The following is a 25,612-nucleotide window of genomic DNA, read 5'->3' on the forward strand; positions in this document are numbered from 1 at the left end:
TAGCTTACTTGAGCTCGACGGTACCGCCGGCTGCTTCGATCTTGCCCTTGATCTCTTCGGCTTCTGCCTTGTTGACGCCTTCCTTGAGCGGCTTCGGCGCGCCTTCGACGAGACCCTTGGCTTCGGTGAGGCCCAGGCCCGTGATGGCACGGACTTCCTTGATCACCTGGATCTTCTTGCCACCGTCGCCGGTGAGAATGACGTCGAACTCGTCCTTCTCTTCGGCAGCGGCGCCACCGTCTGCACCACCGGCAGCCGGGCCAGCAACTGCAACAGCAGCAGCGGCGGAAACGCCCCACTCTTCTTCGAGTGCGGTTGCGAGTTCAGCTGCCTCGAGGACAGTCAGCTTCGACAGTTCTTCAACAAGCTTGGCAATATCGGCCATGATTACTTACTCCAAAATTCGGCTGGGAGCCCAACGCGGGGTCATCCCGGAAAAATCGCTATTGCGAAAACGTCTCGTAATGCTGCTCTTACGCAGCGTCCTTGGCACCGTAGGCACCGAAGACGCGGGCAAGCTTGTTCGCGGGCGCGTTGACGACCTGGGCAACCTTGGTTGCCGGGGCGTTGACGAGACCAACAAGCTTGGCGCGCAGTTCGTCGAGGCTCGGCATCGAGGCGAGTGCCTTGACCCCGGCTTCGTCGAGAACCTGCGTACCCATCGAACCGCCGACGATTTCCAGCTGCTCATTCGCCTTGGCGAATTCGACAGCAGCCTTGGCTGCTGCGACCGGGTCTTCCGACCAGGCCAGCGCGGTCGGGCCGGAGAGAAACTCTTCGATCCCGACGTAATCGGTGTCCTTCAGGGCGAGCTTGGCGAGACGGTTCTTCGCAACCTTGTAGGAAGCTCCTGCTTCACGCATCTTTCCGCGCAGTTCGGTCGACTGAGCAACCGACAGGCCGAGGTTGCGGGTGACAACCACCACGCCGACCTCTTGGAAAGCTTCGTTGAGCTGGGCAACCGCTTCGGCTTTTTGCGAACGATCCATGCCATACTCCTTCACTATGGCCGCACACGAATGGCTCCGCATACGACCGGCTCACATTTGTCCGCGCGCAGCCTTGAGGCTCCGTGCGGGCTAGGTCCGTTTTGACAAGGGAAGGAGGTGCGTGCGGTCACGCGTGTCGGAGATGCGGTAGGCATCGCCGGAAAATCTCTGTCCCCGTCTAGGCTGGAAATTAAGAAGGCCCGATTGCCTTCACCAACTGTCTCGGACGGATGACCGGCGAACCGGTCGGGGGCGCAACTAGCCGCTGCGGGCCGAAAGTCAAGCCCTCGCAGCGTCTTCCAGCGGGCCCGGGCGCAGCGCGATGACATACATTATGGCAGTAAGCACCGCCGCCAGCCAGGCGACCACCAGACTGTCTGCGACATGCATCACCCATTTAACGCTATCGGGCTCGACGAACATGGCGCCGAACCCCAGCGCATAATGCACGACCATCAGCGGCAACATGGCGATGATGCTGAAACCGACGGCAAAGAAAAAATGCGGCAGCAATTGCCGGATCGATTTCAGCGGGCTGATCCAGATGCCTAGCGGAGCGCCTGCAGTGAACCGCGCGAGCAGCGGGCCGATTAAAAAGCCGAAGACCATGAAGCCGACACCGACCGGGTTGTCCGGGACGAATACGAAGAGGCCGAGTATGGCGAGAAGCATTTGCAGGCCGAGCACGACAGCGAACAGCTTCATCGGACGGGCAGGAAAGCGACTCGCTGCCCCGGCATCGCGTCCACCGTGATAGAAGCGGATCATCCAGAAGATCGAGACCTGCAATGCCAGTGTCTTCAACACGCCGAGGCCCATCCGCAGCGGGTGGTTCTCCGCGGCCTGAGCCGCCTCGACACTGTCATACATGCCGATATGCATCTCGCCGACATGCTGGGCGAACTCGGCGAGGGCGGGGATGAGCGCCAGCAGCGGACAGGCGATCAGAAAGGCCAGCGATTCACGGTAAGCGAATTTGAAGCTCTGCCAGAATGTCATGCGATCCCCCCGCTATTGCCGTGAGTTAGCGGCGATTGAAGCGCAAAAACAAGTCGCCCCGCGATCCGGTCTGGGGATCGCGGGGCGACGTATCTGTTCAAGCTGTGAAAGAGCGATCAGATTTCGTCTGCGGTTTCTTCCAGCTCTTCAGCTTCTTCTTCCAAAGTGGCTTCGGCGGCATCATCGCCCACTTCTTCAGCAACTTCAGCCTGCGCTTCGGCAACGCCGGCTTCGGCGTCGATCACTTCGGCCTGAGCTTCGGCAATGTCGTCAGCCTGTTCGCCAGCTTCTTCGGCAGGGCCGTCACACGCGGTGAGGGCGAATGCGAGGGGAGCGGCGACGAGAATGAGCTTCTTCATAATGATGTCCTGTCCTTGAACCCTGAAATCCGGGCCAGGCGCAGTTGCCATACTGTCGCCACAATTCCAAGAATTAGTTTGTCGCATATTCGAGCAGATCACCGGGCTGGCAGTCGAGCTCGCGGCAGATCGCCTCCAGGGTGGAAAAGCGGATCGCCTTGGCCTTGCCAGTCTTGAGGATCGAGAGGTTGGCGAGGGTGAGGCCGACGCGATCGGCCAGCTCGGTCAGCGTCATGCGGCGGTCGTGCAGCAGGTCGTCGAGCTTGACCATGATCGCGCCTCCTTCGGTTGATGTTGCAGGCGCCATCACACGGTTCCTTCCAGGTCATCGCGCATGGCGGCGCCGTGGCGGAACACGCGGGCGAGGATGAAGAGGACGATTGTCATCAATATCGCCGAGAGGTCGAAGCCACCGTCGACGGTGAAGTTCACATCCTCCAGCTCGTCGGCGAACTGTGCCAACTGGATGCCCATTGCGGTCGCGGGCAGGATGAGCAGCTGAACTCCGAGAACCAGCCAGCCCATCATGCTGAGCCTGTCGGCATTGGCGGGCTGGAAGGGGTCGCCTTCGCCCACGGTTCCGATGATTGCGCGTAACTTGCCGAAGAAGACGAACATCGCGGCAACGATAGCGAGGCCGATCAGCATCACACCGATCAGGAGGAAGACGGGAAAGACGACATTCGGGTCGCCGACTTCCTGGGCATACTCGGCGACCATTTTCCCGCGAAAGATAAGCGCGGCGCCGATTGCGACAACCAGCGCGGTCGCGCCGATTGCCATGCCGACCTGGGCGATGATCGTGGCGACCTTGCCGGCCAGCAGCAGCGGATCATTGGTACGAGTAGTCATGAGATGTCTCCGCTGAGGTTGTTCAGGCCAGGACCGGTGCGGTGACCGGATGTGCCTGAACCGGGGGAACGGTGACGATGGCATGCATCGATACCGCCATCATGAGCACAGCGGCGAAGGCAGCGAGCGATTGGGAAGCAAAACGGGTCATTTATCGATCTCCTTGATATTCAATATCGATAATCAATAAGGACGATTCGATTTATTGTCAATTAGTAATATCGAAAAACAATATGGAGCGTATCGTTTTGCTTGAAATGGCGGATTTCCGCGGTTCACGCGCCAAAACGCCCGCCGCGGACGGACCGGGCGGGCGCTTCGTGTTTCGCGATGGGGTGGGAATTAGACGGAGGATGCGACCCAGTTGCCATGAAATCCGGGCGGTATGCGATGGGGGATGTGGATCACTGCCTGGGGCTCGCCGGTAAAGTCATCGGCGCGCAGGATCAGCAACTCGGTGGTTTCCTCCGCCGAGTCGATCACCAGTCCCATCAGCCAGCCATCATCCTCTTCGGCATCTTCTCCAGAGCCGGGGTTGCGCGGTACGAAGACGAACTCGCCCGGGTGGCGGCCGGCGCCGAGTTCGCGGACCTCGGTCGTACCGGCTTCCAGGTCGTGCTTGAAGATCTGCGTGCCGCCCATGTCGAGCCCTTCGCGCTCGGCCAGGCCTATGCAATAGGCGTAGCGATAGGGTCGGCAGGTCCGGCGCTCGTCGTAGCGCGGGAACTCCTGCGGCCGGTCGTGAACGATTGTCCGCTCGACTGTGCGCGTCGCGGGATCGGCGATCCAGCGTTCGAACCGTACCCACTTGCCGCCCGGGCCGCCGGGCGAGCTGTCGTAAGTGCTCTCGTGGACTACCACATCGACGACGACCGACCCGTCTTCGCGCTCAAACGCGTTGGCGGGGTGATAGACGTAGCAGGGCTCCTCGATCTCGCACCAGATCACGTCGTCGCTCGTGCCGTTGCGCGGCATGAGCCCGAGCCGCGTGCCGTGATCAGGATTCCAGTGGAAGGGGAAGGAATAGCCAGCGATCAGGCGCTTCATCGAGAATACCGCCGGCATGTCGAACACCAGCACGTAGTTTTCAGTAATCTGGCAATCATGGATAGAGGGGCCATCGGCGACTTCTATCGGTTCCTCGCGCACGACCTTGCCATCGGCATCGACCACGGTGTGCCAGACCGTAGTCGGTATCTGCGTGTCGTAACAGATCGCATGCATCTCTCCTGTTCTGGGATCGAGATGCGGGTGCGCGGAAAAGGAGTTCTGCAGCGTCCCGTCGAACGGGTTGTGCGCAATCGTGTCGAGCGTGTCGTCCAGCTCGACCGGCTTGCCGCCTGCCTCGACGATGGCGAAGGTCCGCCCGTTTATGCCGACGATATTGGTGTTCGCGTTGTCCGTGCGCGGGTGGCGAGTGCCCGGCTTGCGCGGCTCTCCCAGCGCATCGCTGACCGCGTTGGAGCGGACCCAGCGGTTGCGATACCACTCGGCCTTGCCATCCTTGATCCGCACGCCATGCGCCATGCCGTCGCCCACGAACCAGTGATAGCTGGCGGGATCGGGCGGGGTGACAGGGTTGGGGCCGATCCTCAGATACCGCCCGTCAAGCTGGGCCGGAATTTCGCCATCGACCTTGAGCGTATCAAGCGTGACCTCCTCCCTCATCGGCGTGTGCAGACCGGTGAGATAGGGATGGCCGCCTGCGGGTTCAGGTAGGCGTTTGCGGTTGTAATCCGCGACTTTCATGATGCCGCCGGTAACCGCCTTGCGAATGCTCTTCTCGATAACGCTGGCCATGATGAGGCTCCCTTGCATGGACGACTCGGAATGTTTATGATGTTAACATGACTGCTAATGCTAACACTGTCAACATCAAATCCGACGAGAGCTATCACCACGGCGACTTGCGCGCTGCGGCGATCGCGCTGGGGTTGGAGAAACTGGCCTCGCAAGAGGTGCCGGACCTGGGTTTGCGAGCGATCGCGCGCGAGCTCGGTGTCAGTGCGACAGCTCTGTATCGCCACTTCGCCAACAAGGATGCCTTGCTCGATGCGCTCGCTGTCGAAGGCATACGGCAATTGGGCCTATGCCAGAAGAAAGCGGCCGGGAGCGCGGAAAGCAAGAACGCGCAGTTCCGCGCGACAGGAGAGGCCTATGTGAACTGGGCGGTGGCCAATCCCGCCCTGTTCGCCATTACGTTCTCGCGCCGGACCAGTGGGGATCTGGCCGATCCCGAGGGTGGCGAGAATGAAGCCTTCCGCCAACTCCAGGCCGGTATTTCCAGCGTTCTTCCGCAACTGGGCCCGCGGTCCGACAGGGCCAGCGCTGCGATGCACGCCTGGTCGCTCGTCCACGGGCTCGCCAACCTCATCCTCCTGGGCCAAATCCGCAACGACCCCGAAGTCATTCGCTCCGTCGTGGCGCATACTTTCGGACTCGAACGCACAGACCCCGACTGCGCTTGACCCACAGGCGCTGCATTCCTATATGCAGCCGCGACCGCACGCTTCGAGCAAAACCGATTCATGCGCGGGGATCGGATTTAAGGATGGAAGCGGCGGGCTCCATAATCGCGACGCTTGATTGAGCTGCAGCAGTACCGCCGGGACAGGTGGGCCTATCGCTGCGGCCTTTTCGCGTCCGATATGCGAGCCGTTTCGCGTGACATTACTGTTCACGACACCGGGCTGCCCCTCAGGACCCGGCATAATAAAGAGGCATACCTCCTCCATGGCAACCAAGGCGAAGTCCACCAAGACGCAGGGCACTGCGAAGAAGCGTATTCGCAAGATCTTCGGCGATATCCACGAAGTCGTACAGATGCCCAACCTCATCGAGGTTCAGCGCGAGAGCTACGAACAGTTCCTGCGCTCCAACAAGGAGATCGATTACGTCTCCGGCCTCGAAAAGACGCTGCGCAGCGTCTTCCCGATCCGCGACTTCGCCGGCACCGCCGAGCTCGACTTCGTTCACTACGAACTCGAAGAGCCCAAATACGACACCACCGAATGTCGCCAGCGCGGCATCACCTATGCTGCCCCGATGAAGGTCACGCTGCGCCTCATCGTGTTCGAGGTCGACCAGGAAACCGAAACCCGTTCGGTCCTCGATATCAAGGAGCAGGACGTTTACATGGGCGACATGCCGCTCATGACCGAGAACGGCACCTTCATCATCAACGGCACGGAACGTGTGATCGTCTCGCAGATGCACCGTTCGCCGGGTGTGCTGTTCGACCATGACCGCGGCAAGACGCACAGCTCGGGCAAGCTGCTGTTCGCCGCTCGCGTCATTCCGTACCGCGGCAGCTGGCTCGACTTCGAGTTCGACGCGAAGGACATCGTCAACGTCCGTATTGACCGCAAGCGCAAGCTGCCGGTCACCGCGCTGCTTTACGCACTCGGCCTCGATAGCGAGGAAATCCTGCATCACTTCTACGACACCGTTACGTGGGAACGCGTATCGGGCAAGAAGGGTGACGGCTGGAAGATCCCGTTCGTGCCCGAGCAGTGGCGCGGCCAGAAGCCGGCGTTCGACCTGGTCGACGCCAAGACCGGTGAGGAAGTCTTCCCGGCCGGCCAGAAGATCAGCCCGCGTGCCGCCAACAAGGCGCAGAAGGACGGTCTCGAGCACCTGCTGCTTCCGGCCGACGAAATCTTCGGTCGCTACGCTGCAAACGACCTGATCGACGAGAAGACCGGTCGCATCTACATCGAAGCGGGTGACGAGGTTTCGGCAGAACACCTCGAGGCGCTCGATGCTGCAGGCTTCGACAAGATCGAACTGCTCGACATTGACGAGATCAACACCGGCCCGTGGATCCGCAACACGCTGAAGGCCGACAAGGCCGAGAACCGCGACGAAGGTCTGGAAGCGATCTACAAGGTCATGCGTCCGGGCGAACCGCCGACGAAGGAAACCGCAGAAGCCCTGTTCGAAGGCCTGTTCTTCGACAGCGAGCGCTATGACCTTTCGGCCGTCGGCCGCGTCAAGCTCAACATGCGTCTCGACCTCGATGCCGAGGACACTGTGACCACGCTGCGCAAGGAAGACATCCTCGCCGTGGTCAAGGAACTGGTCGGCCTCAAGGACGGCAAGGGCGAAGTCGACGACATCGACAACCTCGGCAACCGCCGTGTCCGTTCGGTCGGCGAGCTGCTGGAAAACCAGTACCGCGTCGGCCTGCTGCGCATGGAACGCGCGGTGAAGGAGCGCATGAGCAGCGTCGACGTGTCGACCGTCATGCCGAACGACCTCATCAACGCGAAGCCTGCCGTGGCTGCGGTGCGCGAGTTCTTCGGTTCTTCGCAGCTCTCGCAGTTCATGGACCAGACCAACCCGCTGTCGGAAGTCACCCACAAGCGCCGCGTTTCGGCGCTTGGCCCGGGCGGCCTTACCCGCGAGCGCGCAGGCTTCGAAGTGCGCGACGTTCACCCGACGCACTATGGCCGTATCTGCCCGATCGAAACGCCGGAAGGCCCGAACATCGGTCTGATCAACTCGCTCGCATCGTTCAGCCGCGTCAACAAGTACGGCTTCATCGAAACGCCTTATCGTACCATCAAGGACGGCAAGGTTTCGAGCGAAGTCATCTACCTGTCGGCGATGGAAGAGCAGAAGCACACCGTCGCGCAGGCCTCGGCCGAACTCAACGAAGACGGCAGCTTCGTCGAAGAGCTCGTCTCGGCGCGTCAGAACGGCGACTACTTCATGGCGCCGCGCGACCAGATCACGCTGATGGACGTTTCGCCCAAGCAGCTCGTCTCGGTCGCCGCATCGCTCATTCCGTTCCTGGAAAACGATGACGCCAACCGCGCGCTGATGGGCTCGAACATGCAGCGCCAGGCCGTGCCGCTGGTGAAGGCCGAAGCGCCTTTCGTCGGCACCGGCATGGAAGAAACCGTGGCGCGTGACAGCGGCGCGGCGATCACTTCCAGCCGCGGCGGTATCGTCGACCAGGTCGACGCGACGCGTATCGTGATCCGTGCGATCGGCGATGTCGAACCCGGTCAGTCGGGCGTCGACATCTACACGCTGCAGAAGTTCCAGCGTTCGAACCAGAACACCTGCATCAACCAGCGTCCGCTGGTTAAGGTCGGTGACGTGGTCGAGCCGGGCGACATCATTGCCGACGGTCCTTCGACCGATCTCGGCGAGCTGGCGCTTGGCAAGAACAGCCTCGTCGCCTTTATGCCCTGGAACGGCTACAACTACGAAGACTCGATCCTGATCTCCGAGCGTATCGTGAAGGATGACGTGTTCACCTCGATCCACATCGAGGAGTTCGAAGTCATGGCTCGCGACACGAAGCTCGGGCCGGAAGACATCACCCGCGACATTCCAAATGTCGGCGAGGAAGCCCTGCGCAACCTCGACGAAGCGGGCATCGTCTACATCGGCGCCGAAGTGCACCCGGGCGATATCCTGTGCGGCAAGATCACGCCGAAGGGCGAAAGCCCGATGACGCCGGAAGAAAAGCTTCTGCGCGCCATCTTCGGTGAAAAGGCTTCGGACGTCCGCGACACCTCGCTGCGCCTGCCCCCGGGTGTGGCCGGCACGGTGGTCGAAGTCCGCGTCTTCAACCGTCACGGCATCGAGATCGACGACCGTACGCGTGCCATCCAGCACGAAGAAATCGAGCGCCTGCGCAAGGACAGCCAGGACGAACGCGCGATCCTCAACCGGGCGACCTACAACCGCCTGCGCGACATGCTCGTCGGCCAGACCGCTTCGGCGGCTCCGAAGGGCGTGAAGAAGGGCACCGAGATCGACGAGGAACTGCTCGAAGGCATCGAACGCCACGAATGGTTCAAGTTCGCCGTGGCCGACGACAACCGCCAGGCGCAGATCGAAGCGGTCAAGTCGCAGTACGACGAAGCCGTGAAGGGCATCGAAGACAAGTTCGAGGACCGCAAGGAAAAGCTCGAGCGTGGCGACGAGCTCGCACCGGGCGTGCTCAAGATGGTCAAGGTCTTCGTCGCGGTGAAGCGCAAGCTGCAGCCGGGCGACAAGATGGCCGGCCGTCACGGTAACAAGGGTGTGATTTCGCGCATCCTGCCGATCGAGGACATGCCGTTCCTCGAAGACGGCACGCCGGTCGACGTCGTGCTCAACCCGCTGGGTGTGCCTTCGCGCATGAACGTCGGGCAGATCTTCGAAACGCACCTCGGCTTTGCGGCGCGTGGCCTCGGCCAGCAGATCACCGCCGAGCTCGAGGAGTGGAAGGCGGCCAATCCGAATGCAGCCGAGGATTACGCCAAAGCGAAGCCCCCGACCGCCGTCGTGGAGCGCCTGAAGACGGTCTATGGCGAGCAGTATCACGATGAAATCGAGGCGCGCAGCACCGAGGAAATCGTAGAACTGGCCGGCAACCTCCGCATGGGCGTCCCGATGGGTACGCCGGTGTTCGACGGCGCCCGCGAAGGTGACGTGACCGTCGAGCTGGAAAAAGCCGGGATCGACGGTTCGGGCCAGTCGGTGCTCTACGACGGGCGCACGGGTGAAGCCTTCGACCGCAAGGTCACCGTGGGTATCATCTACATGCTCAAGCTGCACCACCTGGTCGACGACAAGATCCACGCTCGCTCGATCGGTCCGTACTCGCTTGTCACCCAGCAGCCGCTGGGCGGTAAGGCGCAGTTCGGCGGACAGCGCTTCGGCGAAATGGAAGTCTGGGCCCTGCAGGCATACGGCGCTGCCTACACCCTGCAGGAAATGCTCACCGTCAAGTCGGACGACGTGGTCGGCCGTACGAAGGTCTACGAAGCCATCGTCAAGGGCGACGACACCTTCGAAGCCGGCATTCCGGAGAGCTTCAACGTTCTCGTCAAGGAAATGCGCAGCCTTGGCCTCAACGTCGAGTTGAAGTCGCTGAGCGACGGCGACGAAGACGAAGACCAGTGGCCGGAGGCGGCGGAATAACGGCGGAGGGCTTCTCGCCCCCGCCAACTCCGCCTGCAAGATTCACCCGTAAGGGAATACGAAAATGAACGAACTGACCAAATTCACCAACCAGCTCGCAAAGCCGGAAACCTTCGACCAGATCCAGATCGGGATCGCATCGCCCGAGCGGATCCGCTCGTGGTCGTTCGGCGAGATCAAGAAGCCGGAAACGATCAACTACCGCACGTTCAAGCCCGAGCGTGACGGGTTGTTCTGTGCGCGCATCTTCGGTCCGGTGAAGGACTACGAGTGCCTGTGCGGCAAGTACAAGCGCATGAAGTACAAGGGCGTCGTCTGCGAAAAGTGCGGCGTCGAAGTGACCGTGACCAAGGTGCGCCGCGAGCGCATGGGCCACATCGAACTGGCTGCGCCGGTTGCGCACATCTGGTTCCTCAAGTCGCTGCCTTCGCGCATCGGCCTGCTGCTCGACATGCAGCTGAAGCAGCTCGAACGCGTGCTGTATTTCGAAAGCTACATCGTGGTCGAGCCGGGCCTCACCCCGCTCGAGAAGTTCCAGCTGCTGACCGAGGACGAGCTCCTCGAAGCGCAGGACGAGTATGGCGAAGACGCCTTCAGCGCCGGCATCGGTGCCGAAGCGGTCAAGATCATGCTGATGGATCTCGACCTCGAGCAGGAGCGTGAAGACCTTCTCGAAGAGCTCGCGACCACCAAGTCCGCGCTCAAGCCGAAGAAGATCATCAAGCGTCTGAAGGTCGTCGAAAGCTTCATCGATTCGGGCAACCGTCCGGAATGGATGATCCTCGAAGTCATTCCGGTGATCCCGCCGGAACTGCGTCCGCTCGTCCCGCTGGACGGCGGCCGTTTCGCGACGTCCGATCTCAACGATCTCTATCGCCGCGTCATCAACCGTAACAACCGTCTGAAGCGCCTCATTGAACTGCGCGCGCCGGACATCATCGTGCGTAACGAAAAGCGCATGCTGCAGGAATCGGTCGACGCCCTGTTCGACAACGGCCGTCGCGGCCGCGTCATCACGGGTGCCAACAAGCGTCCGCTGAAGTCGCTGTCCGACATGCTCAAGGGCAAGCAGGGCCGCTTCCGTCAGAACCTGCTCGGCAAGCGCGTCGACTATTCGGGCCGTTCGGTCATCGTGACCGGTCCGGAACTGAAGCTGCACCAGTGCGGCCTGCCGAAGAAGATGGCGCTCGAACTGTTCAAGCCGTTCATCTACGCCCGCCTCGATGCCAAGGGTCTCTCGATGACCCTCAAGCAGGCGAAGAAGTGGGTCGAGAAGGAGCGCAAGGAAGTCTGGGACATCCTCGACGAAGTGATCCGCGAGCACCCGGTTCTTCTGAACCGCGCGCCCACGCTTCACCGTCTCGGCATCCAGGCCTTCGAACCCGTACTGATCGAGGGTAAGGCGATCCAGCTTCACCCGCTGGTCTGTGCCGCCTTCAACGCCGACTTTGACGGTGACCAGATGGCCGTTCACGTTCCGCTGAGCCTCGAGGCGCAGCTGGAAGCGCGCGTGCTGATGATGTCGACCAACAACATCCTCTCGCCCGCCAACGGCAAGCCGATCATCGTGCCTTCGCAGGACATGGTGCTGGGTCTCTACTACCTCTCGATGGAACGTCAGGAAAAGACGCCCGAGTTCATCGAGGAAGAAGACGGCACCAAGATCGAGAAGCTGCCGCGCTTTGCCGACATGGCCGAAGTGCACCAGGCGCTCGAAACCAAGTCGGTCTCGCTGCACTCCAAGATCATCGCCCGCGTTCCGCAGGCCGATGAGGACGGCAATGTCGCGATGAAGCGCTTCGTCACGACGCCGGGCCGCATGCTGATCGGTGAATGTCTGCCGAAGAACCACAAGGTTCCCTTCGACATCGTCAACCGCCTTCTCACCAAGAAGGACATCGGCGACGTGATCGACGAGGTCTATCGTCACACCGGTCAGAAGGACACCGTGCTGTTCGCCGACGCGATCATGGTTCTCGGTTTCCGTCACGCCTTCAAGGCGGGTATCTCGTTCGGCAAGGACGACATGATCATTCCGGACAGCAAGGACGGCATGATCGAGGAGACCAAGAAGCTGGTTGCCGATTACGAGCAGCAGTATCAGGACGGTCTGATCACCCAGCAGGAAAAGTACAACAAGGTGATCGACGCCTGGAGCCGTTGCGGCGACCAGGTGGCGGACGCCATGATGGCGGAGATCAAGTCGCAGCCGATCGACGAGAACGGCAAGGAAGCGCAGATCAACTCGATCTACATGATGAGCCACTCCGGTGCGCGTGGTTCGCCAGCGCAGATGAAGCAGCTTGCCGGTATGCGCGGCCTCATGGCCAAGCCGTCGGGCGAGATCATCGAAACGCCGATCATCTCGAACTTCAAGGAAGGTCTGACCGTTCTTGAATACTTCAACTCGACCCACGGCGCGCGTAAGGGTCTGGCCGATACCGCGCTCAAGACGGCGAACTCGGGTTACCTGACCCGTCGTCTGGTCGACGTGTCGCAGGACTGCGTGATCGTCGAGGAAGACTGCAAGACCGAAAACGTGCTCGAAATGCGCGCCATCGTTCAGGGCGGCAGCGTCATCGCTTCGCTCGGCGAGCGTATCCTCGGCCGTACGGTTGCCGAAGACATCATCAACGCGGCGACCGACGAGGTCATCGTGAAGGCCGGTACGCTGGTCGACGAACCGATGGTCAAGGCGATCGAGGAAGCCGAAGTGCAGTCGGCCAAGATCCGCTCGCCGCTGGTCTGCGAAGCCGAACAGGGCGTTTGCGGCACCTGCTACGGCCGTGATCTTGCTCGCGGTACTCCGGTAAACATCGGTGAAGCTGTCGGCGTCATCGCCGCTCAGTCGATCGGTGAGCCGGGCACGCAGCTTACCATGCGTACCTTCCACATCGGTGGTGCGGCGCAGCTCAACGAAACCTCGCACCTCGAAGCGGTGTCGGACGGCAAGGTCGAATATCGCGACATGCCCACGATCACTGACAAGAAGGGTCGTATCCTGTCGCTTGCCCGCAATGGCGAGCTGGCCGTGATCGACGCCGAGGGTCGTGAGCGCGAGATCCATAAGGTGCCTTACGGTACCGTCCTGATGCACAAGGACGGCGCCAAGGTGAAGGAAGGCGATCGTCTGGCGGAGTGGGATCCGTTCACCCTGCCGATCATCACCGAAACGTCGGGCGTGGTCCGCTACAAGGACCTCGTCGACGGCACCACGATGGAAGAGCGTTCGGACGAAGCCACCGGCATCGCCCAGCGCGTCGTCACCGAGAACCGGGCGACCGGGCGCAAGAAGAAGGAAGACCTTCGTCCGCGTCTGACCCTGCTCGGCGAAGGCGAGAGCGAAGACGGCGAGACCGAGGCCCAGCGCTACATGCTGGCACCGGGCACCACTCTGTCGGTCGACGACGGTCAGGAAGTGCAGGCGGGTGACATCCTCGCCCGTGCTTCGCGTGAAGCGGCCAAGACGCGCGACATCACCGGTGGTCTGCCGCGTGTCGCCGAGTTGTTCGAAGCCCGCATGCCGAAGGACGTGTCGGTCATTGCCAAGATTTCGGGCAAGATCGAATTCGTTCGCGAGTACAAGGCCAAGCGCAAGATCGCGATCGTTCCCGAGGAGGGAGATCGCGTCGAGTACCTGATCCCCAAGACCAAGGTGATCGACGTGCAGGAAGGCGACTTCGTGAAGAAGGGTGATACCCTGATTTCCGGTTCGCCCAACCCGCACGACATCCTCGAGGTTCTGGGTGTCGAGGCTCTGGCCGAATATCTCGTGAACGAGATTCAGGAAGTCTATCGACTGCAGGGCGTGAAGATCAACGACAAGCACATCGAGGTGATCGTTCGCCAGATGCTGCAGAAGGTCGAGATCACCGATGGCGGCGACACCACGCTGCTGCCGGGCGAGCAGGTCGATCTGGCCGAAATGCTCGAGACCAATGCGAAGCTTGCCAAGAACAAGAAGCCGGCAGAGGGCACGCCCATCCTTCTCGGCATCACCAAGGCAAGCTTGCAGACGCGATCGTTCATCTCGGCCGCTTCGTTCCAGGAAACCACGCGCGTGCTGACGCAGGCCGCGGTCGAGGGCAAGCAGGACACGCTGATCGGTCTCAAGGAGAATGTGATCGTGGGCCGCCTTATCCCGGCAGGTACCGGTGCGGGCATGAACCGCATGCGCGTGACCGCTTCCAGCCGCGACGCTGCGCTTCGTGCGCAGTGGAAGAAGCAGCAGGAAGCGCTCGCCGCAGCGAACGAGTCCGAGCCGGAGCCCGAAGCCGATGCGGTTCCTTCCGAGGAAGCGATGAAGGCTGCGATGGGCGGTGCCGGGGGCGGCGGCGAAGCCGCTCCGGAGGGCGCGAGCGAGGAGTAATCGCTCGCAGCCTTGCCCGGCTGAAAGGAAAGAGCCCCGCTGGAAGTGCAAGCTTCCGGCGGGGTTTTTCTTTGCCAAACTTATAAAGATGCTATTGCGAAGCACTCGCAACAAGGATACTCATTGCCTCGTCATTTGAAAGGAGCGGGCATGAGGAAGCGTAGCGATTCGCAAACGGAACGATTTGCGGAGCAGATCTCCGCCTTGCAGGAAGCACCCAGGATCACCGACCTGCATCCGGTCGCTGCGCGCTTCATCTATTCGTTGAGGCTGGTCGCGGCCTACAAACGGGCGAAGCGTGATCCGGCGGCCGAGCTCGCCAATCGGCTTGGCAGCATCCAGACCGCGATCAAGGCGCTCCAACTCGTGGAGACGATCGGCCATTCATGGCCCGAACCGGTACTGGTGCAGCGCTTTTGCTGCGGCTGTCTCAGCCATGATGAACGCACGCTCGGCGCGATGCTCGATGCTGCGTGGCATAATGATCGCGCGTCGTTTAACGATCAGCTGGCCGGCCTGGTGCGAAGCGAGCGGATCGACCGCGTCTGGGATGACGCCCTGCAGCTCGTCATGGCCGAAGCTGCGTCCTGCTGAGCTCTCACGTCGAGACGTTTGCGGCGACCTTGCGCTATCTCTCCGCCGTGATAGCCTTTCCTCCGATCGGGGGCCCGCCGCGATGGATGACAACGCTGAAAACGAAGAGCCCGGCAAACTCGGCGAGTTCGAGCGCATGCTGTTCGAAGGTCCGCCACCGCCACCCCCGCATTTGTCTTCTATCGGACGTGAACTGGTCGAGCGGGCGACGCTACGCTTCAAGAACCTCCGGCAGGATCAGGACCGGGTTGAAGACAGCGCGCTCAAACTGGCCAAAGCTGGCGAGATCGCAATCCACGATGCGAAGCTGCTGTGGCTCGATAGCGGTGACGTGATCACCCACCCGCTGGTCGAAGCCTATCTCGACGAAGGCAAGTTCGGGCTCGTCGCGAAATATCTCAAATATCGGATCATGTATCACCCGGTTGGATGGCTGACCGAGCGGAATCGCATGGCGCTCGACCGGATGATCGAGGCGGGTGAAGCGCCGCTGGCGATGACCCTGCTGCGCGAGTTCCTCAAGAAACTGTTCCAGCACACGCAGGAGCAATGGCGCGCTGCCGGCGCAAGGTGTCGAACCACGCCATCGATACCGGACAGGTCGAGGCGCACAAACGGGCGGCCGCGAAAGCGTTGGCCGAGCTTCCCGCGCACCTCGAGATTGCCGAACAGGAACTGGCCGAGATCGAGGCCTATATCGTGCCGCATGGGTCCGACGCCGACCGCGCTGCGATCGCGGATTTCCATGCGCAGATCGCCAAGACCCGCAAGCGCTTCGATCTCGGCGGAGACGCTGCCGGTCAGGCGTAAGCCATGCGTTCCAGTGCGGCGAAGGCCTCGAACGCGCCCGGATCGCCGAACGGCGACATCTGCGAAATGAACACGCCCGCCACGCCTTCGCTCGGGTCGATCCAGTAGAAGGAATTGAAGATGCCTGCCCAGGCTAGGCTACCCGGCGACCGGCCTGCGGGGCCGCGCTCAGGGTTGATCAGGAAGCCGAGGCCCCAGCCGGTGTGCTGATCGGGAAAGTTGTCGAAGGGCGCGGCAAGATCGGGCATGGAGGAACCCATGTAGCCTGCGCGAATATCGCCGATCTGGTTGCGGCTCATCTCGGCCACCGATTCCTCCGACAGGATGCGCGCGCCGTCTAGCTCGCCGCCGCGCAGGATCATGCGAAGGAAGCGTCCATAATCGGGCGCGGTCGAGATCAGCCCGCCACCACCGCTGTCGAACTCGCCGCCACCGAGGAACATATCGGCCTTGACGAAGCCATCACCCTCGCGCCGATGAACAGCGGCTCCTCCGGGAAGCGGGGCATCGTGAAATCCGGTGTCGCTCATGCCGAGCGGCTGGAAGATGTGCTCGCTGAGATAGTCGCGCAGCTTCCGGTTCGTGACAGCTTCGATCGCGAGGCCCGCCCAGTCGGTCGCGACACTGTATTCCCACCTTTCGCCAGGCTCGAACATCAGCGGCATCTTGAGGCTCGCCTTCGATCCCGGCACCGGCATCCCCGCATGCGCGAAATAGCGCAGCACTTCGGGCTGAACGAAGAAATAGCCGAGGCCCGCGGTGTGCGTCAGCAGGTGCCGCAAGGTGACGGGTTTTTCCGCGGCGCGCAGTTTCGGCGTGCCGTCCTCCTCGAAACCGTCGAGCACCTGAGGCTCGGCAAGTTCAGGCAGGACCGATCCGATCGGCGCGTCCAGCTCCAGCTTGCCCTGTTCGACCAGTTGCATCGCCGCGACCGACACGACTGCCTTGGTCATCGACGCGATCTGGCACGGCGTATCGAGCGCCATCGGCTCGTGCTCCACCGCATCGCGCTCTCCGCTCGCGTGCGAATAGCGGATGCCGTCGCGGTCCACGATCATGGCGCTCGCGCCGGGCAGGTTGGCCTGTGCCAGAGTGTCGCGAAAAGCTGTGTCGTCCATGTGTTGATCTCTCCCTTTGGCGCTAGGACTGCGCGGATTTTCCCGCTAGCGCAACCGCCATGACCACCACTCGTTTCGCACCGTCTCCGACCGGCCGCCTCCATGTCGGCAATATCCGTACCGCGCTCCACAACTGGATGCTCGCCAAGAAGGGCGGTGCCAAAGAGCAAGGGCGCTTCATGCTGCGCATCGACGATACCGACGCGGAGCGGTCGAAAGAGGAATATGTCGAGGCGATCCGCACGGACCTCGCATGGCTTGGCATTTCGCCCGATGGTGAAGAGCGCCAGTCGGCGCGCATGGCTCTCTACGAGGCGGCCTTCGAAAAGCTGCGCGAGGCAGGGCGGGTCTATCCGGCTTACGAGACCGCGCAGGAGCTCGAGGTAAAGCGCAAGATCCTCCTCTCCCGCGGGCTGCCGCCGATCTACGACCGCGGTGCGCTTGAGATGAGCGAAGCCGATCGCGCGGCGAAAGAGGCCGAGGGCATCGCTCCGCACTGGCGCTTCAAGCTCGACCATGACGAACCGATCACCTGGGAAGATGGTGTTCGCGGATCGCAGAAGTTCGATCCGGCACAGCTCTCCGATCCCGTGATCAGGCGTGCCGATGGCTCGTGGCTCTACATGCTGCCCTCCGCCGTCGACGATATCGACATGGGCGTGACCGACGTGCTGCGCGGAGAGGACCATGTGTCGAACACTGCCGTGCAGATCCAGATGTTCACGGCCCTGGGCGCGCAGCCGCCCAGTTTCGCGCATGAGGCGCTGCTGGTGGGCAAGGAAGGCAAGCTGTCGAAGCGGCTCGGCTCGCTCGGATGCGATGCCTTTCGCGAGCAAGGCTATGAGCCTGAAGCCATCGTCGCGCTGTTGGCGCGGCTTGGTACCTCGCTGCCGGTGGAGCCGATCGCCGAGCGTGAAAAACTGCTCGAGACATTCGACCTTTCGACCTTCGGCCGCGCGCCGGCGAAGTTCGACGACAACGAATTGCACCGGATCAATGCGGCGATCGTCCACCAGATGCCGTTCGAGAAGGTGCGCGGTTTCGTGCCGGACGATTTCACCGAAGCGGCATGGCACGCCATCAGGCCAAACCTCGAGAAGGCGAGCGAAGTCGTCGAATGGTGGCAGATCGTCACCGGTCCGATCGAACAGCCCGAGTTTTCCGAGGATGACCGCGAGTATCTGGGAGAGGCTGCCAGGCAGCTCGACTTCGACGCCGATGATCCCTGGCATGCGCTGACCGGCGCGCTGAAGGAGAGCACCGGCCGCAAGGGCAAAGCGCTGTTCCTGCCGCTGCGCCAGGCACTTACCGGTATGAATCACGGGCCCGATATGGGCGAACTGCTGCCCTTGATCGGCGAAGACGAGGCGCGCGAGAGACTGACCCGCGCGGCTAACGGGTAAGCCCAATCCATGGGCGCAGTCGCCGCGGCAACCCGGCCTTAACCAACCGCATTAACCGAATATGCGCCTTGATCGTAACATGGATGGCAAGTCTGCCGCGATACTCGTTGGCAAGCAAAACAAACGGGTTAGCAGGAGTCGGCCAATGCAGACCGAACGCAGAAAAAACGAGCGCAAGGTCGCAGGCTATGACGCCGAAGTGCGCTATCGTTCGGGCAACAAGATGCAATTGCCGGTGCTCGACATCAGCCTTGGCGGATGCATGGTCGATGCACGATCATGGGCGGTGAAGCCCGAAGAGAGCGTCTCGATCAAGCTGCCAGGTCTCAACTACCAGCCCGCCAAGGTGGTGTGGATCGAGGATGGTCGGGCCGGGATCGTATTCGAGGAATTGCTCTACGAGCCGACGCTGGAGCATCTCAGCCGCCTCGCAGCCTGATTCTCCGCAATCGCGAAATCTGCCGCAAGTTTCTGAATTACCGATTCTTTTTCGGTTGGTCTGACAGGAAGTCCACTTCACCGCACTTAAGCGCGGTGCCCGGAACGCCCCTGCCGCCTCGCCCCTTGATTGACTGACCCCCCAGCAATCGAAAGGGCGCAGAATGAAATTGAGAACTATTGCCATGGCCGGCGCGGCAGCATCCCTTGCCGCGACCCCGATCGCCATCAACGCAGCTACCGCCGACCGCGCAAGCGCGCCGGTGGCAGGCGAAAGCGAATTGGGCGGTAACGGGTTTGGCGCCGGACTGATCATTGCCGCTATCGCTGCGGCAGGCATGATCGCGCTGATCGTGGCCGAAGACGATGACGATGATGTTCCCGTCAGCCCGTAAGCGGTTGACCGCAAATCGGAACAAGAAGGGCGCTCCTGATCGGGGCGCCCTTTTCGTTTCAGGCGGAAAATGCGTCAGCCACTGTGACGTGTAAGCTCGTTACCTGTGAGGGTCACGACATGCAGAAGGTTGGTCGCGCCCGGCGTTCCGAACGGCACGCCGGCGAGCGCAATGAGCTTGCTCCCCGCCTTGCCGAAGCCATGGCGCAACGCCATCCGCTTGCCCTTGGCGATCATCTCTTCGAAGCTGCCGATATCCTTGGTCGCCACGGCATGCGCGCCCCATAGCAGGGCGACGCGGCGGGCCGTGCCCATCGAAGGCGTGAGCACGAGCATGGGCGTGTCCGGGCGTTCGCGCGCCACGCGCCTCGCGGTCGAACCCGAAGCGGTGAAGACGGTGATGGCGCTGATCGCGACCGTGTCGGCGATGGTCATGCAGGCATGGGCGAGGGCGTCGGACGTTGTCGCATCGGGCGGCGTGTCGAGGAAGCGCACGCGCTCCTTGTACCCTTCGTCGCGCTCCACCTGGCTCGCGATCCGGTCCATGATCGTGACCGCTTCCTCGGGCCAGTCGCCCGCTGCCGTTTCGGCCGAAAGCATCACCGCGTCGGCGCCGTCGTACACCGCGTTGGCAACGTCCGAGACTTCGGCGCGCGTAGGCGTCGGGCTTTCGATCATCGATTCGAGCATCTGCGTCGCCACGATAACCGGCTTGCCTGCGGTGCGCGCAGCATTGACGATTCTTTTCTGCAGTGGCGGCACTTCCTGCGGCTCGAGTTCGACACCGAGGTCGCCGCGCGCGACCATGATCCCGTCCGACAGCTCGATGATTTCGTCGAGCTTGCGCACCGCCATCGGCTTCTCGATCTTGGCGCAAAGCGCGCCATAACCGCCCATCAATTTGCGCGCCTCGGCAATGTCTTCGGGCCGCTGGACGAAGCTGAGGCCGATCCAGTCGACCCCGTACTGGACTGCGAAGGCGAGATCCTTGCGGTCCTTTTCGGTCAACGCCGGAATCGGAACTTCGGCGTCGGGCACATTCACGCCCTTGCGATCCGAGATCACGCCGCCGACTTCGGCCGAGCAGAGGATTTCGTCCTCGTCGGCCCGGATCACGCGCAGGCGGATCTTGCCGTCGTTGATCAGCAGGCGCTGACCCTTTTCGAGGATGCCGAACAGCTCGGGGTGCGGCAGCTGGACGCGGGTTTCGTCGCCGGGTTCGGGATTGCGGTCGAGCGTGAAATGGCCCGAGTGGCGGATCACCGCCTCGCCGTTCTTGAACTTGCCGACGCGCAGCTTGGGCCCCTGAAGGTCGGCTAGGATTGCAACCGGCCTTGCGAACTCCTTCTCGAGCGCACGGATCGCCTTGATCGACGCCTCGTGGTCGGAATGCTCGCCATGGCTCATGTTGACGCGGAACGCGTCCGCGCCTGCCTTGAACAGCTTTCTCAGCATTTCGGGAGAACGGCTCGCCGGACCGATGGTGGCGAGGATCTTGACCTTGCGGCTGCGCGGATCGAGCCGGTTGAGTGGGGGCTTTGCCATGGGTTAGTGCTATGGCACAGCTTCATTGCAACTCAAGGAAACAGTTATGAATACGACTGCTGAGGGCACGAATGCCCCGAAACCCGGTGACGACGCGCTCGATCAGTTGGACGATGCGGTGGCGGCTGCGGCTTTCCGCCGGCTGGTGCGCCACTTGCGGCATCGCCACGATGCGCAGAATATCGAGCTGATGGGGCTTGCCGGCTTCTGCCGTAACTGTCTCGCCGACTGGATCCGCGATGCGGGTTACAAGGGCGACAAGGCAGCGGCGCGCGAACTGATCCACGGCATGCCGATGGACGAATGGAAGGCGACCCGCCAGCAGCCCGCAACCGAAGAGCAGATCGCCGCGATGGAAAAGAGCCTGACCCGCAACAAGGCGGATTTGCGCTGAAGCAGTCGCGCTTGCGGAAAACCCGGCGATTGCCCTGTTTCGCTTCGACGCGCGCGCCGCTATCGAATGCCCGAGCCGATTCTCTCGGCACATCTCACAAGACTGGAGCAATTACCCAATGGCTGAAGCCACCGACGACCGCCTGCGCCTTCTGATCGAGCGCATCGAACGCCTCGAGGAAGAGAAGAAGGGCATCGCCGACGATATTCGTGACGTCTATGCCGAGGCCAAGGCAGTCGGTTACGACACCAAGATCATGCGCCAGATCGTGCGCCTGCGTAAGATGAAGCCCGACGATCGCAGCGAACAGGAAATGATCCTCGACACTTACAAGGCCGCGCTCGGAATGGGCTGACAGGGCGGCCTGATTTCCTTGCTATTTCAGCTGTATTATATTAGTAATACGGCAATCGAATTCAAACTAGGAGAAACAGTTCATGGCAGGTCCCTGGAAAGACGCGCGCGGCGTCATCGTCACCACCACCCCCACGGTCGAAGGCCGTCCGGTTCAGGAATATTGCGGGATCGTGGTGGGCGAAGTGATCGTCGGTGCGAACCTGTTCCGCGATCTGTTCGCCAATATCCGCGACATCGTGGGCGGTCGCTCGGGCAGCTATGAACGTATCCTCGCCGATGCGCGCAACCAGGCGATCGAGGAACTGCAGGCCGAAGCGGCAAGCCGCGGCGGCAATGCCGTGGTCGGCGTCGATCTCGATTACGAGGTGATCGGCGATACCGGCTCGATGCTGATGGTCTCGGCCAGCGGGACCGCTGTCAAAGTCTAGGGGTTAAGGTCTAGGCCGCGTTTTCGGCCGCGGTCACCACCACCGCCACTATCAATCCGTTATGCAGCATGTGGAGCGCAATCGCGCTCCACAGCCCGTAATGCACGCGGACGTATCCAAGGATCGATCCGAGCACGAATTGCGGGATGACGAGCGGTAGCAGGATCGCCAGCGCGCCTTCGGTATAATTGGCGAGGTGAATTAGCGCGAAACTGACCGTGCTGAGCCAGAAGAACACGGGAAAGAGGCGCGCGAACCGGGCCATCGGTGCGCGCTTCCGCAGCAGGAACAGCGCCACAAGAGCGAGCAGCCCCGCCCCCAACACGATCAACGCGACGGCCATGTCCGCCGCGTCGCCGGTGCGCGTTTCCGCCAGCATGGCCGATACCAGCACGCCCCCGAAGAGGATGACGATCGCGAGCACATGCCCCGGCTTGCCCGAGAGCCAGCTGCGAAAGGCGATTTCCTCCATCAGCGGCGCGACCAGAACAAGCAGCGCAATCGTGCCCGCAGTCAGCTCGAGGCTGTTGAGCGCATTGTCAGGCAGTTCGAGGCCGAAAGCGGTCGCAGCCCCGATCAGGCCGATCAGCACGATCATTACCATCAGGTCGAGGCTGAGCATGCGCGCCATGCCCAGTGCCGACCGCCCGAATGGAGCGGGTTCACCGGGCAGGCTCGGCCGTCGCAGGAACGCCAGCCATTGGCGCCATTCCGCGCGCGCCGAATTCGGCAGCGCAAGGCTTGTGGATTCACCTGTCATGCGGCTAATGCGGCCCCCGAGAAATTCAAACTAGCGGATTACAAGATCAGCCATGGCAGGCCATTCCAAATTCAAGAACATCATGCACCGCAAGGGCGCTCAGGACAAGAAGCGCTCCAACCTCTTTTCCAAGCTCAGCCGCGAAATCACCGTGGCGGCGAAGATGGGCATGCCCGATCCCGACATGAACCCGCGCCTGCGGCTCGCGGTCAATGCGGCCAAGGCGCAGTCGATGCCCAAGGACAATATCCAGCGTGCGATCGACAAGGCTTCTGGCGGGGATGACGAGAACTACGAGGAAGTGCGCTACGAAGGCTATGGCCCGGGCGGCAGCGCGATCATCGTCGAAGCGCTGACCGATAACCGCAACCGCACCGCGACCGCTGTCCGTACGGCGTTTTCGAAGAACGGCGGCAACCTCGGCACCGAAGGCAGCGTGGCCCACGGTTTCGAGCGGGTCGGCTACATCGAATATGGCCCCGAGGCGGGCGACGAAGAAAAAGTCCTCGAAGCCGCGCTGGAAGCGGGTGCCGAAGACATCCAGTCGTCCGAAGATGGCCACGAGATCTGGACGGCTGCCGAAGACCTTCACGAAGTCTCATCGAACCTCGAGAAAGCGCTGGGCGAAGCCAAGGAAGTCAAGCTCGCGTGGAAGCCCAACATCACGGTCGAGATGGATGAAAAGGGTGCCGCCACGCTGCTCAAGCTGATCGACATGCTCGACGATGATGACGATGTGCAGACCGTCTGGGGTAATTACGAGATCCCCGACGAGATCATGGAGAAGCTGGATTGATAGAGCTCCCCTCCCGCTTGCGGGAGGGGTTAGGGGTGGGCCCGGTCCGACCTCTCGCCCACCCCCCGGCCCCCTCCTGCAAGCGGGAGGGGGAGCGATGCTGATCTTAGGCCTCGACCCTTCGCTGACCTGCACCGGTTGGGGCGTGATCCGGTCCGAAGGCTCGCGCATTTCGCATATCGCCAATGGTGAGGTTAAGACCGATCCCAAGGCTCCGATCGCCGAGCGGCTGCATCATTTGCATGACGCGATCCGCGCAGTGATCGGCGCTCACGCCCCCGATCGCGCGGCAGCAGAAGAGGTTTTCGCCAACAAGAACCCGCAGACGACGCTCAAGCTGGCGCAGGCGCGCGGCGCGGTGCTGGCGGCCTGTGCTGCAGGCGGGCTGTCGGTGAACGAGCATGCCGCGCGGCTGGTCAAGAAATCGGTCGTCGGCACGGGCGGGGCGGAAAAGACCCAGATTCAGGCCATGCTCAAGGTCTTGTTGCCAGGCGCGCAGATTGCAGGCGCCGATGCGGCGGACGCTCTGGCGGTCGCCATTGCCGATGCGCATCTGTCCTACTCGCCGACGGCACGCTAGGCGGGCGTTCATGGCGATGACACATCAGCGCGGTATTGCTTTGATCCCAGGCCGATCGCGCCCCCGCGATTTGGCCTGCAGGACCGTGTCCCACGTGTTCCATCCAGCAGGATTTCCCACCAAGGAGCCCCAATGATTCACTTCTATGGCATCCCCAATTGCGACACCGTGAAAAAGGCTCGCAAGTGGCTCGACGGCGAAGGGATCGACTACACCTTTCATGACTACAAGAAGGAAGGCGCGGACGCGGAGAACCTCGCACGCTGGGCCGACCGCGTCGGCTGGGAAGTCCTCTTGAACCGTCGCGGGACGACCTTCCGCAAGCTCTCCGACGAGGAAAAGGCGGATATCGATCGCGAGAAGGCGATTGCGCTGATGGTCGAACATCCCAGCATGATCAAACGTCCGGTGGTCGAGACTGATGACGGCAACCGCGTGCTGGTCGGCTTCAGCCAGAGCGAATGGGAGAACGCGTTTTGCTGAAGGCCTTCCTCGCTGCGCTGTTCCTGTGCGCGCCGACATTGGCTGCTGCCGATGACATGCTCATCATCGCGCATCGCGGGGCGAGCGCGGAGCGACCCGAGCACACGCTGGCGGCCTATGAGCGCGCCATCGACAAGGGGGCGGACTATATCGAACCCGACCTTGTCGTGACCAAGGATCTGGTGCTGATTTCGCGGCACGAGAACAACCTTGCCGATACGACCGATGTCGCGAGCCGCGAGGAGTTCGAGAGCCGCCGCCGCGACAAGGAGATCGACGGGCAGCGCATCGCCGGCTGGTTTGCCGAGGACTTCACCCTGGAAGAACTGCGCACCTTGCGCGCCAGGGAGCGCATCCCCGCGATCCGACCGGCCAACGCGCGCTTCAACGGGCTCTACCAGGTACCAACGCTGGAAGAGATCGTGATGCTGGTGCGCGCCAAGGAAGCGGAGACCGGCCGCACGATCGGCCTCTATCCCGAGCTCAAGCACCCGACCTTCTTCCTTCAGGCCGAGGGGATCGACATGGTCGATCTGCTCCTTGCGGAACTGCGCCGCCTGAACATCAATCCGGACGATTCAATCTATATCCAGAGCTTCGAACCGTCGGCGCTCGGGCGCCTCAATCAGCGCAGCGACTTCAAGCTGGTGCAACTGGTGAAGCCCGATGGAGGGCCGGTGGACGAGCCGGATTTGCGCTATGCGGAGATGGTGACGCCGACCGGACTGGCGGAGGTCGCAACTTTCGCAGACGCGGTGGGCGCGACGATCCCGATGGTCCTCAATCCCGACGGCTCGCCGACGTCGCTGGTTGGCGACGCGAAGGCGGCGGGGCTGGAGGTGCATGCCTGGACTGTGAGACCCGAAAATGCGTTTTTGCCCGCGCCGTTAAAGGGGCAGGGCGGTGACGCAGCGCGCGGCAATTCGGCTGCCTTGATGGACATGCTGGAGGTCGCGGGTGTCACCGGCGTTTTCACGGACGAACCGGCAGGACCGGACAGCGGGAACTGATTGCCCGCCT

27 protein-coding genes are annotated in these 25,612 nt (G+C 62.1%); 15 read left to right on the forward strand and 12 right to left on the reverse strand.

Annotated elements, in window-relative coordinates:
- Positions 1-4: 4 nt before the first annotated feature.
- The 8 genes from rplL to CCE89_RS07695 all read right to left on the reverse strand — a co-directional run bounded on the left by rplL (position 5) and on the right by CCE89_RS07695 (position 4,999).
- Complete coding sequence (gene rplL / locus CCE89_RS07665; protein WP_086437448.1) at positions 5-385, reverse strand: 50S ribosomal protein L7/L12; 381 nt, start codon at positions 383-385, stop codon at positions 5-7.
- A gap of 88 nt (positions 386-473) precedes the next feature.
- Entirely contained in the window at positions 474-989 is a 516-nt protein-coding gene (gene rplJ / locus CCE89_RS07670; RefSeq protein ID WP_086437449.1) for a 50S ribosomal protein L10, read from the reverse strand.
- Between the two features lie 279 nt (positions 990-1,268).
- Positions 1,269-1,988 (reverse strand): hypothetical protein, encoded by a 720-nt coding sequence (locus CCE89_RS07675; RefSeq protein WP_086437450.1) that lies wholly within the window; start codon positions 1,986-1,988, stop codon positions 1,269-1,271.
- 116 nt (positions 1,989-2,104) lie between these two features.
- Positions 2,105-2,347 carry a hypothetical protein gene (locus CCE89_RS07680; protein WP_086437451.1) on the reverse strand — a complete coding sequence of 81 codons (243 nt, stop codon included), beginning with the start codon at positions 2,345-2,347 and terminating at the stop codon, positions 2,105-2,107.
- 73 nt (positions 2,348-2,420) lie between these two features.
- Entirely contained in the window at positions 2,421-2,654 is a 234-nt protein-coding gene (locus CCE89_RS07685; protein WP_086437452.1) for a helix-turn-helix domain-containing protein, read from the reverse strand.
- Positions 2,654-3,199: a DUF2975 domain-containing protein gene (locus CCE89_RS07690; RefSeq protein ID WP_086437453.1), complete on the reverse strand. Its 546-nt coding sequence runs from the start codon at positions 3,197-3,199 to the stop codon at positions 2,654-2,656. The genes CCE89_RS07685 and CCE89_RS07690 overlap by 1 nt, the downstream gene beginning before the upstream one ends.
- 22 nt (positions 3,200-3,221) lie before the next feature.
- The gene (locus CCE89_RS15520; RefSeq protein ID WP_268762229.1) at positions 3,222-3,350 is read right to left on the reverse strand and encodes a hypothetical protein; all 129 of its coding nucleotides are present in this window, start codon (positions 3,348-3,350) and stop codon (positions 3,222-3,224) included.
- 191 nt (positions 3,351-3,541) lie between these two features.
- Positions 3,542-4,999 (reverse strand): 8'-apo-carotenoid 13,14-cleaving dioxygenase, encoded by a 1,458-nt coding sequence (locus CCE89_RS07695; RefSeq protein ID WP_086437454.1) that lies wholly within the window; start codon positions 4,997-4,999, stop codon positions 3,542-3,544.
- A gap of 47 nt (positions 5,000-5,046) precedes the next feature.
- Between CCE89_RS07695 and CCE89_RS07700 the strand changes: the two genes are divergently transcribed.
- The 4 genes from CCE89_RS07700 to CCE89_RS07715 all read left to right on the forward strand — a co-directional run bounded on the left by CCE89_RS07700 (position 5,047) and on the right by CCE89_RS07715 (position 15,086).
- Positions 5,047-5,667 (forward strand): TetR/AcrR family transcriptional regulator, encoded by a 621-nt coding sequence (locus CCE89_RS07700; protein ID WP_086437455.1) that lies wholly within the window; start codon positions 5,047-5,049, stop codon positions 5,665-5,667.
- A 265-nt stretch (positions 5,668-5,932) separates the two neighbouring features.
- Positions 5,933-10,123 (forward strand): DNA-directed RNA polymerase subunit beta, encoded by a 4,191-nt coding sequence (rpoB, locus tag CCE89_RS07705; RefSeq protein WP_086437456.1) that lies wholly within the window; start codon positions 5,933-5,935, stop codon positions 10,121-10,123.
- A 64-nt stretch (positions 10,124-10,187) separates the two neighbouring features.
- A complete protein-coding gene (gene rpoC, locus CCE89_RS07710; protein WP_086437457.1) occupies positions 10,188-14,492 on the forward strand; it encodes a DNA-directed RNA polymerase subunit beta' in 4,305 nt (1,434 codons plus the stop codon).
- A gap of 150 nt (positions 14,493-14,642) precedes the next feature.
- Positions 14,643-15,086, forward strand: coding sequence for a hypothetical protein (locus CCE89_RS07715; protein WP_086437458.1), 444 nt, complete (start codon positions 14,643-14,645; stop codon positions 15,084-15,086).
- Positions 15,087-15,297: 211 nt separating this feature from the next.
- Here the strand turns inward: CCE89_RS07715 and CCE89_RS07720 are convergent, their stop codons facing one another.
- Entirely contained in the window at positions 15,298-15,636 is a 339-nt protein-coding gene (locus CCE89_RS07720) for a hypothetical protein (RefSeq protein WP_086437459.1), read from the reverse strand.
- Here CCE89_RS07720 and CCE89_RS07725 point away from each other — a divergent pair.
- Positions 15,636-15,896: a hypothetical protein gene (locus CCE89_RS07725; protein WP_086437460.1), complete on the forward strand. Its 261-nt coding sequence runs from the start codon at positions 15,636-15,638 to the stop codon at positions 15,894-15,896. The genes CCE89_RS07720 and CCE89_RS07725 overlap by 1 nt on opposite strands.
- Here CCE89_RS07725 and CCE89_RS07730 read toward each other — a convergent pair.
- Positions 15,887-17,014: a serine hydrolase domain-containing protein gene (locus CCE89_RS07730; RefSeq protein WP_086437461.1), complete on the reverse strand. Its 1,128-nt coding sequence runs from the start codon at positions 17,012-17,014 to the stop codon at positions 15,887-15,889. The genes CCE89_RS07725 and CCE89_RS07730 overlap by 10 nt on opposite strands.
- A 59-nt stretch (positions 17,015-17,073) precedes the next feature.
- Between CCE89_RS07730 and gltX the strand changes: the two genes are divergently transcribed.
- The 3 genes from gltX to CCE89_RS07745 all read left to right on the forward strand — a co-directional run bounded on the left by gltX (position 17,074) and on the right by CCE89_RS07745 (position 19,250).
- A complete protein-coding gene (gene gltX, locus CCE89_RS07735; protein WP_086437462.1) occupies positions 17,074-18,417 on the forward strand; it encodes a glutamate--tRNA ligase in 1,344 nt (447 codons plus the stop codon).
- A 145-nt stretch (positions 18,418-18,562) separates the two neighbouring features.
- A complete protein-coding gene (locus CCE89_RS07740; RefSeq protein WP_159456621.1) occupies positions 18,563-18,856 on the forward strand; it encodes a PilZ domain-containing protein in 294 nt (97 codons plus the stop codon).
- Positions 18,857-19,019: 163 nt separating this feature from the next.
- Entirely contained in the window at positions 19,020-19,250 is a 231-nt protein-coding gene (locus CCE89_RS07745; protein WP_086437464.1) for a hypothetical protein, read from the forward strand.
- 74 nt (positions 19,251-19,324) lie between these two features.
- On the opposite strand, the gene pyk is transcribed toward CCE89_RS07745, so the two are convergent.
- Positions 19,325-20,794, reverse strand: a complete 1,470-nt coding sequence (pyk, locus tag CCE89_RS07750) for a pyruvate kinase (RefSeq protein ID WP_086437465.1) — start codon at positions 20,792-20,794, stop codon at positions 19,325-19,327.
- Positions 20,795-20,840: 46 nt separating this feature from the next.
- Between pyk and CCE89_RS07755 the strand changes: the two genes are divergently transcribed.
- From CCE89_RS07755 to CCE89_RS07765, 3 genes are all read left to right on the forward strand, one after another.
- Positions 20,841-21,188 carry a DUF1244 domain-containing protein gene (locus CCE89_RS07755; RefSeq protein ID WP_086437466.1) on the forward strand — a complete coding sequence of 116 codons (348 nt, stop codon included), beginning with the start codon at positions 20,841-20,843 and terminating at the stop codon, positions 21,186-21,188.
- Positions 21,189-21,306: 118 nt separating this feature from the next.
- Positions 21,307-21,543, forward strand: coding sequence for a DUF2312 domain-containing protein (locus CCE89_RS07760; RefSeq protein WP_086437467.1), 237 nt, complete (start codon positions 21,307-21,309; stop codon positions 21,541-21,543).
- Positions 21,544-21,625: 82 nt separating this feature from the next.
- The gene (locus CCE89_RS07765; protein ID WP_086437468.1) at positions 21,626-21,973 is read left to right on the forward strand and encodes a heavy metal-binding domain-containing protein; all 348 of its coding nucleotides are present in this window, start codon (positions 21,626-21,628) and stop codon (positions 21,971-21,973) included.
- A 10-nt stretch (positions 21,974-21,983) separates the two neighbouring features.
- On the opposite strand, the gene CCE89_RS07770 is transcribed toward CCE89_RS07765, so the two are convergent.
- Entirely contained in the window at positions 21,984-22,733 is a 750-nt protein-coding gene (locus CCE89_RS07770; protein ID WP_086437469.1) for a CPBP family glutamic-type intramembrane protease, read from the reverse strand.
- Positions 22,734-22,785: 52 nt separating this feature from the next.
- Between CCE89_RS07770 and CCE89_RS07775 the strand changes: the two genes are divergently transcribed.
- The 4 genes from CCE89_RS07775 (at position 22,786) to CCE89_RS07790 (ending at position 25,602) form a co-directional block, all read left to right on the forward strand.
- Positions 22,786-23,529 carry a YebC/PmpR family DNA-binding transcriptional regulator gene (locus tag CCE89_RS07775; protein WP_086437470.1) on the forward strand — a complete coding sequence of 248 codons (744 nt, stop codon included), beginning with the start codon at positions 22,786-22,788 and terminating at the stop codon, positions 23,527-23,529.
- Between the two features lie 97 nt (positions 23,530-23,626).
- Entirely contained in the window at positions 23,627-24,109 is a 483-nt protein-coding gene (gene ruvC / locus CCE89_RS07780; protein WP_086437471.1) for a crossover junction endodeoxyribonuclease RuvC, read from the forward strand.
- A 132-nt stretch (positions 24,110-24,241) separates the two neighbouring features.
- Positions 24,242-24,592 carry an ArsC family reductase gene (locus CCE89_RS07785; RefSeq protein WP_086437472.1) on the forward strand — a complete coding sequence of 117 codons (351 nt, stop codon included), beginning with the start codon at positions 24,242-24,244 and terminating at the stop codon, positions 24,590-24,592.
- Entirely contained in the window at positions 24,571-25,602 is a 1,032-nt protein-coding gene (locus tag CCE89_RS07790; protein WP_086437473.1) for a glycerophosphodiester phosphodiesterase family protein, read from the forward strand. The genes CCE89_RS07785 and CCE89_RS07790 overlap by 22 nt, the downstream gene beginning before the upstream one ends.
- Positions 25,603-25,612 lie beyond the last annotated feature (10 nt).

This window comes from Altererythrobacter xiamenensis (genome assembly GCF_900177715.1).
GTDB classification, from domain to species: Bacteria; Pseudomonadota; Alphaproteobacteria; order Sphingomonadales; family Sphingomonadaceae; genus Erythrobacter; species Erythrobacter xiamenensis.